The 5,679-nt window shown below is 31.6% G+C and carries 6 protein-coding genes and 1 pseudogene; 5 read left to right on the forward strand and 2 right to left on the reverse strand.

The genetic code is table 11. From position 1 onward, the window contains the following. Together B2R82_RS13130 and B2R82_RS13135 are read left to right on the forward strand one after the other, a co-directional pair. A pseudogene (locus tag B2R82_RS13130) lies at nucleotides 1–196 on the forward strand (ATPase); the annotation flags it as partial. Nucleotides 197–567: 371 nt separating this feature from the next. After that, nucleotides 568–1,980 (forward strand): VanZ family protein, encoded by a 1,413-nt coding sequence (locus B2R82_RS13135; protein ID WP_286925296.1) that lies wholly within the window; start codon nucleotides 568–570, stop codon nucleotides 1,978–1,980. Nucleotides 1,981–2,061: 81 nt separating this feature from the next. On the opposite strand, the gene B2R82_RS13140 is transcribed toward B2R82_RS13135, so the two are convergent. After that, nucleotides 2,062–2,457: a hypothetical protein gene (locus B2R82_RS13140; RefSeq protein ID WP_286925297.1), complete on the reverse strand. Its 396-nt coding sequence runs from the start codon at nucleotides 2,455–2,457 to the stop codon at nucleotides 2,062–2,064. 1 nt (nucleotide 2,458) lies between these two features. Beyond that, nucleotides 2,459–2,665, reverse strand: coding sequence for a helix-turn-helix transcriptional regulator (locus B2R82_RS13145; protein ID WP_286925298.1), 207 nt, complete (start codon nucleotides 2,663–2,665; stop codon nucleotides 2,459–2,461). Nucleotides 2,666–3,333: 668 nt separating this feature from the next. On the opposite strand from B2R82_RS13145, the gene B2R82_RS13150 reads away from it, so the two are divergent. The 3 genes from B2R82_RS13150 to B2R82_RS13160 all read left to right on the forward strand — a co-directional run bounded on the left by B2R82_RS13150 (nucleotide 3,334) and on the right by B2R82_RS13160 (nucleotide 5,060). Continuing rightward, a complete protein-coding gene (locus B2R82_RS13150) occupies nucleotides 3,334–3,477 on the forward strand; it encodes a YjcZ family sporulation protein (protein ID WP_283868170.1) in 144 nt (47 codons plus the stop codon). A 161-nt stretch (nucleotides 3,478–3,638) separates the two neighbouring features. Further along, entirely contained in the window at nucleotides 3,639–4,292 is a 654-nt protein-coding gene (locus B2R82_RS13155; RefSeq protein WP_286925299.1) for a pentapeptide repeat-containing protein, read from the forward strand. A gap of 195 nt (nucleotides 4,293–4,487) precedes the next feature. Continuing rightward, nucleotides 4,488–5,060 carry an AAA family ATPase gene (locus B2R82_RS13160; protein WP_286925300.1) on the forward strand — a complete coding sequence of 191 codons (573 nt, stop codon included), beginning with the start codon at nucleotides 4,488–4,490 and terminating at the stop codon, nucleotides 5,058–5,060. The last annotated feature ends 619 nt before the right edge of the window (nucleotides 5,061–5,679 follow it).

Here is a 5,679-nt window from a genome sequence, read left to right on the forward strand (position 1 = left end):
ATCAACAACTCCTTTTGCTGCTGCTGCTAATGCTTCTACCTTTGTAACTCCAAGTGTAGCGGGTTCGTTCCAATATGAAGTTGAAATTTCTCCAAATCAAACGGGTGGATTATATAGCGTTTATGGTCGTACAGCTTCAGGTGTTATCATAGATGCACAACGATTTGCAAACTCAGAGTTAACACCGATTCTTTAATTTTGAACAGATTGTAAAATCAGAAAAGCCTTATACTTCGGTATAGGGTTTTTCTATGCTCCAAACCTGTTCCCCTTTCTTAAAATATCTTTCGGACAACCTCTTATCCCCCCTTACATTGCTTTTAATACAAGCTTCTTCACCAACGTTGAATCACACTAATATAAAACCTGTTATTTATGAAAATCCTTAAGAAAATCTTCATAAATATTCTCATTAATTATTAATAATTTCCATTTACAATAATCAATATCATTTCAAATAAAACTCAAAAAGGATTCTATTTTGCGAAATCAAATAAAAACATTTAGTTGGTCTCTTATGATATGTAGCGTTTGACAATGACCAGTAGAAAAAAGGAGCAATTCATCTTGGGTATTACAGAAATTATTAGCAATATTCGTATTTTAATGTTACCAGTAATTATTATTATTGGTGTTGAGTTCTTACTCATTGCACTTTATTACTTTTATCAAAAACGACAATTAGACAAAAAACAGATCCCTATAAAAAAGCTTATTCTTGGTGCAATCTTCGTCGGATATACCGTTTTTGTGTTGGAGCTAACGATTATTGGTCGTGGCACTTCCCATTACATGCAAATGAATCTTCAACCATTCAGTGGTTATATTGACGCCTGGAAAAAATACTCTTTAAGAGATCTCCAAAATTGTCTATTTAATATATTAATGTTTGTTCCACTTGGAATCTTATTGCCTTTACTTATCGCTAAATTTAAAGAATTTAAGTGGCTTCTTCTTGTAGTTGTAGGTGCTACAGTGTCAATTGAAACGTATCAGACACTAACGGGAGCAGGGATTTTTGAGCTTGATGATTTAATGAACAACTCACTTGGTGGTATTTTTGGTTATCAGTTATACAGATTAGCTGCCTCCATTACACATAACAAAAAAATAAAAATGAAAAGTCTGATTGGAAACCTTGCTATACCTCTATTGATGGGTTTGATTTTTTTGTGTATGAATATTGTCTACACCCAAAAGGAGTTTGGTCATTTAGCCATAAATGCCTATACAAAATCAAATATGTCAGATGTGAAAGTATCAACCTCATTGGAATTAAGCTCAGCATCAACAGTTGCTCCAGTGTATAAAAAAATCATAAAAAATGAAGACGTAGAAGACCTATTACAACAGAAATTAGGATTATCTCAGGTAAATCCACAAGATAATATGGGCAGTGGTGAGATTTTAGTGGAGGATAAAGATGGAATACCCTATACATTGACGAAAAATGATGCAGAAGGACAATGGTGGTTAACAGATAACAATTATACGCCAGAGCAAACCTCAGTTATTGTGCAAGAAGAAAAGGCAAAGTCACTAATGGACAAACTTTCTATACTACCGCAAGATGCAGAATTTACTGTACAGGAAAATGGCGAATTTGAATGGAAATTACCTGATCGTCCCGATTTAAAAAGAGATTATTGGACTGGGGATATTGAGCTCGGCCTAAAACAAGATGGCCATGTTTATTCGATAGCCTATAGTCTTCATGAAAATCAATTTATACGAGAAGTAGATATATTGTCTCCTGCAGAGGTGTATGAACGAGTAAAGAATGGCGAATTCCCTCAAATAAAATATAACGCACTCGTACAGGAGGAAGATCTTGTTATAAAAAAAGGAGACCAAATTGAAATAGAATCGATTGAACTTTCGCATATGTATGACACAAAAGGCTTCTACCAGCCAATATACAATGTTTCTGGAAAGTTTAATGGAAATGATTGGTTCACATTAATTCAAGCTAGCAAGTAATAAATACGGGAGTGTATATCCTAAATTTAGTAAAGGCCCAGACTCAAATTATTGGAGTATCTGGGCCATTCTATTTTTAACTCAATTTTTAAATTTTCTTGAATAAATAAATTCTATTATTGGTGAAGTAACAAATGTAAGGCCAACTACTAAGAGTAAGGGATAATTCTTCATGTCATTTAAATTAGATACACCCTCTGAAATAAATAATATAAGACATGCCATAATCATTAAAACATAATACCCAACCTTTGCGCTTTGAGTTTCAATATGCCTTTCTAATTCATCTTTGTCTTTTGCGCCATTATGGTCACCCCAATTTAACCAATTTAAAAGATAAGATAATGCAATAAAACTAAAAATGATAGAACCCCCATCAATAGTACCAAAACGTAACCATTTGTATAAAGTGTAGGTTACGAATGTACAAAATACTATAAAAACGATTATACCGACTAATTTTTTTGATTTATCCATTTCATTTCCCCCCATTCCCATATGGTATAAATAATTCTTCCATAGTGACCCCTAATACTCTTGCAATATCAAAAGCTAACTTTAAACTCGGGTCATATTTGTTATTCTCTATTGCATTAATTGTTTGTCTAGTTACATCACAACGTTCTGCTAATTTTCCTTGAGAAATATTACATTGTTCTCTTAGTTCCTTTATATTATTTTTCATTCAACAACCACCTTCATATTTCGAGGTGTAAAACATCTTTTACACCCTAATAATACCTAAAATACTAACCATATGTCAAACATGTTTTACACATGATTTTGTTCACATTGGGTTGAAGAAGCAATAATCTTTAAAATGGCAAAAAAAGAAGCAGCCTCTCAGCCACTTCATCAGGTAATACATAGGGGATCAAAATCACTCTAGAAGATAATTCAAAAAGCTATCCGAATTTTCAATTCAATATTGTCCTTCAGTTCAATCATCTAATTCATCATCTTCAATTAGCACTCAACCTTAGCGACTCTTTCACCCCATGAACCGCAGTCTTTGATAGTAGCAAAAACTTCATATATGCCATCTCCAAAACCTGACCGAAAAGCTACGCCTAGTCCTTCCTGTCCTCTGCCTGCTGTATTTTCGATTCAGTTTCCTACATCATACAGCGCTTATTATTTTAAAATCTATTTCACGGGCAATTCACTATACAAACATAGCTATCATAAGAATAGTAGGTAAAGCTAAATTTAGTCTTACACTTCTTAAACTCACTTCTACTTTTAATTTTCCATCTAACAAAAATATATAAATATGGATAGCTTTTAATGGTTTAACACCCCACTCATTCCCTACAACTAACATATTATAAATGTAGAAAGGAGGGATACTTTATGGGATACTATGGTGGAAATGTTGGTGGCATTAATAACTGCGGCAATAACGGCGGTGGTTATGGTTCATCATTTGCCTTAATTGTTGTTCTATTTATACTTTTAATTATTGTCGGCGCTACATTTATGAGTGGAGGATATTAACATTTCTGACTTAAGGGTCACTTCCTAGCTTAGTGACCCTTTTTTGGTGTTTTTCTTCATATTGTACACACTTTTACTTAATATGAAAGTCTTTTCATTTTATTCTTTTTATCTAAAATTAACGTATATAATATTACTAACTTATTGTAAGGGGTGCTAATATGTCACAGAGTTTCAAAATTGAATTACCAAAAATTTTTTCTGATCTAGAAAAAGCTAATTTTCAAGATATTTTTTATGATGAAGACCCATATTTATCAAATTGTATAATTGCTGATACAGTAATTGATAAAGAAGTTGTTGAAAAATTAGTTGTATCTAAAGTTATCTTTAAAAATGCAAAATTCATTGATGTTTCTTTTAGAAAAATTGATTTAACTGATGTAATTTTTGAAAACTGCGATCTATCTAATGCAAACTTAAGTGAAGGGATCATACATAGAGTTAATTTCAAAAACTGCAAATTATTAGGATCTGATTTTTCTGAAGCTAATCTTGGAAACGTTTCTTTTGAAAATTGTATTGCAAATCTATGCAATTTTGCGGTAACCCGTTTCAAGCAGGTGATATTTGACAATTCAATACTACAGAGTGCAAATTTTTATGATTGTTCACTTAATAAGGTGAAATTTTATGAAAGTGGTATTAATGATGTTGATTTTTCTCAGACTTCTTTAAAGGGAATTGATATTAGTACATGTAATTTTGAAAAACTTAATGTAACCATAGAAAGTTTGAATGGGTGTGAGGTTTCCACTGAACAAGCTATTGGTTTTGCTTCTTTGTTGGGATTAAAGGTAAAGTCATTAAATTAAAAAAGCAGAAGCTGATTAGAATATTACGGCTTTCTCTTCTCCAAAAAAATCAAGAAAATTTGTAGTAGTTGAAAGAGGTTAAAAGGAAAAAATGCACACCTGCGAAGTGAATGTAGTTTAGTCGTATCTTTTATAAGAAAGATTGGATCTACTCTATTATTAAAATAAAGTAAATATCTAGGAGGGAATCAGAAAATGATTGATAATCATTTATTTAGAGGTGATTTTATCATTATTACCGGAGGTCCAGGTTCTGGTAAAACAACTCTTTTAGATGAATTACAGGAAAATAACTATAAATACATCCCTGAAGTTGCAAGAGAAATTATTCGAACACAAGTTTCCTCCATGGGTGATGCGTTACCTTGGAAAAATGTAAAAAAATATCGTGATTTAATGTTAGATCAATCAATAGAAAGTTTTATTTCAGCATTGTCGAACCCTCAAGATAAGCCTTTATTTTTTGATAGAGGCATTCCAGATACTCTTGCTTATACTCAATTGATTAATCTTCCAATTTCCAAGAAACTTGAGTCAGCAACTAGAAAGTACATGTATAACAAGAGAGTGTTTATTTTACCCCCTTGGAAAGATATATACAAAACTGATTCTGAAAGAAAACAGGATTTTGAGGAAGCTGTAGCAACCTATAAAATCATGTTTGAAACATATAAACATCTTGGATATGAACTTATTGAAGTACCTAAATTGAACGTTGAAGAAAGAGCAAGCTTTATTACTGAAAATGTAGTATCTTGGGAGCTTTAGATGAAACGTTACTTGTACTTGATTACTTCCATTGTCGTCATTCCTCGTTTTTTTTCATTGCCTCTTATGCGCTTGAACAAACAAAATTCATAAAAGCATTTGATATAGACGCTAATCACTCTTGATTTTGGATATAAATTTTATCGTTTTTTTAATTACTTATTTTAAGCTAATAGATTTAACGAGTGCAAATTCAGTAAAGTAGTTTGACACTGGAATATTGATTTTAATTGGACGAGCTTTTTACTGTTGCTTCTAAATCTATCATCATAAAAAGCTTATATATTTCATCTACTTTTACAATTCCCCCTCTTGTTTAAAATTCTCAACAGAAGCGTTTGTTTACTGGACTTATTTAAAGCAGTAGGACTTTTGTTTTTGTTCTATGTATCTAATTATGTGCAATGACGAAGTTGAGGAATGCACTTTTAAATTTCTTTTTGCAACCCAAGATTGAATTGCTTTGGTTTTATTAATTATTGAGATAATTTGTTTAGTTAAAAATTCATCCTCCTCATTTTATAAAGCGAACAAAAAATAGTTCAGTTTTTCCATTACAATCTATTTCACCTATACTTACAAATAAATAAATTTTTTATTTTCATGTTGTTGAAATACT

This window comes from Lysinibacillus sp. UBA6686, assembly GCF_002455205.1.
In the GTDB taxonomy this organism is placed as follows: domain Bacteria; phylum Bacillota; class Bacilli; order Bacillales_A; family Planococcaceae; genus Lysinibacillus; species Lysinibacillus pakistanensis.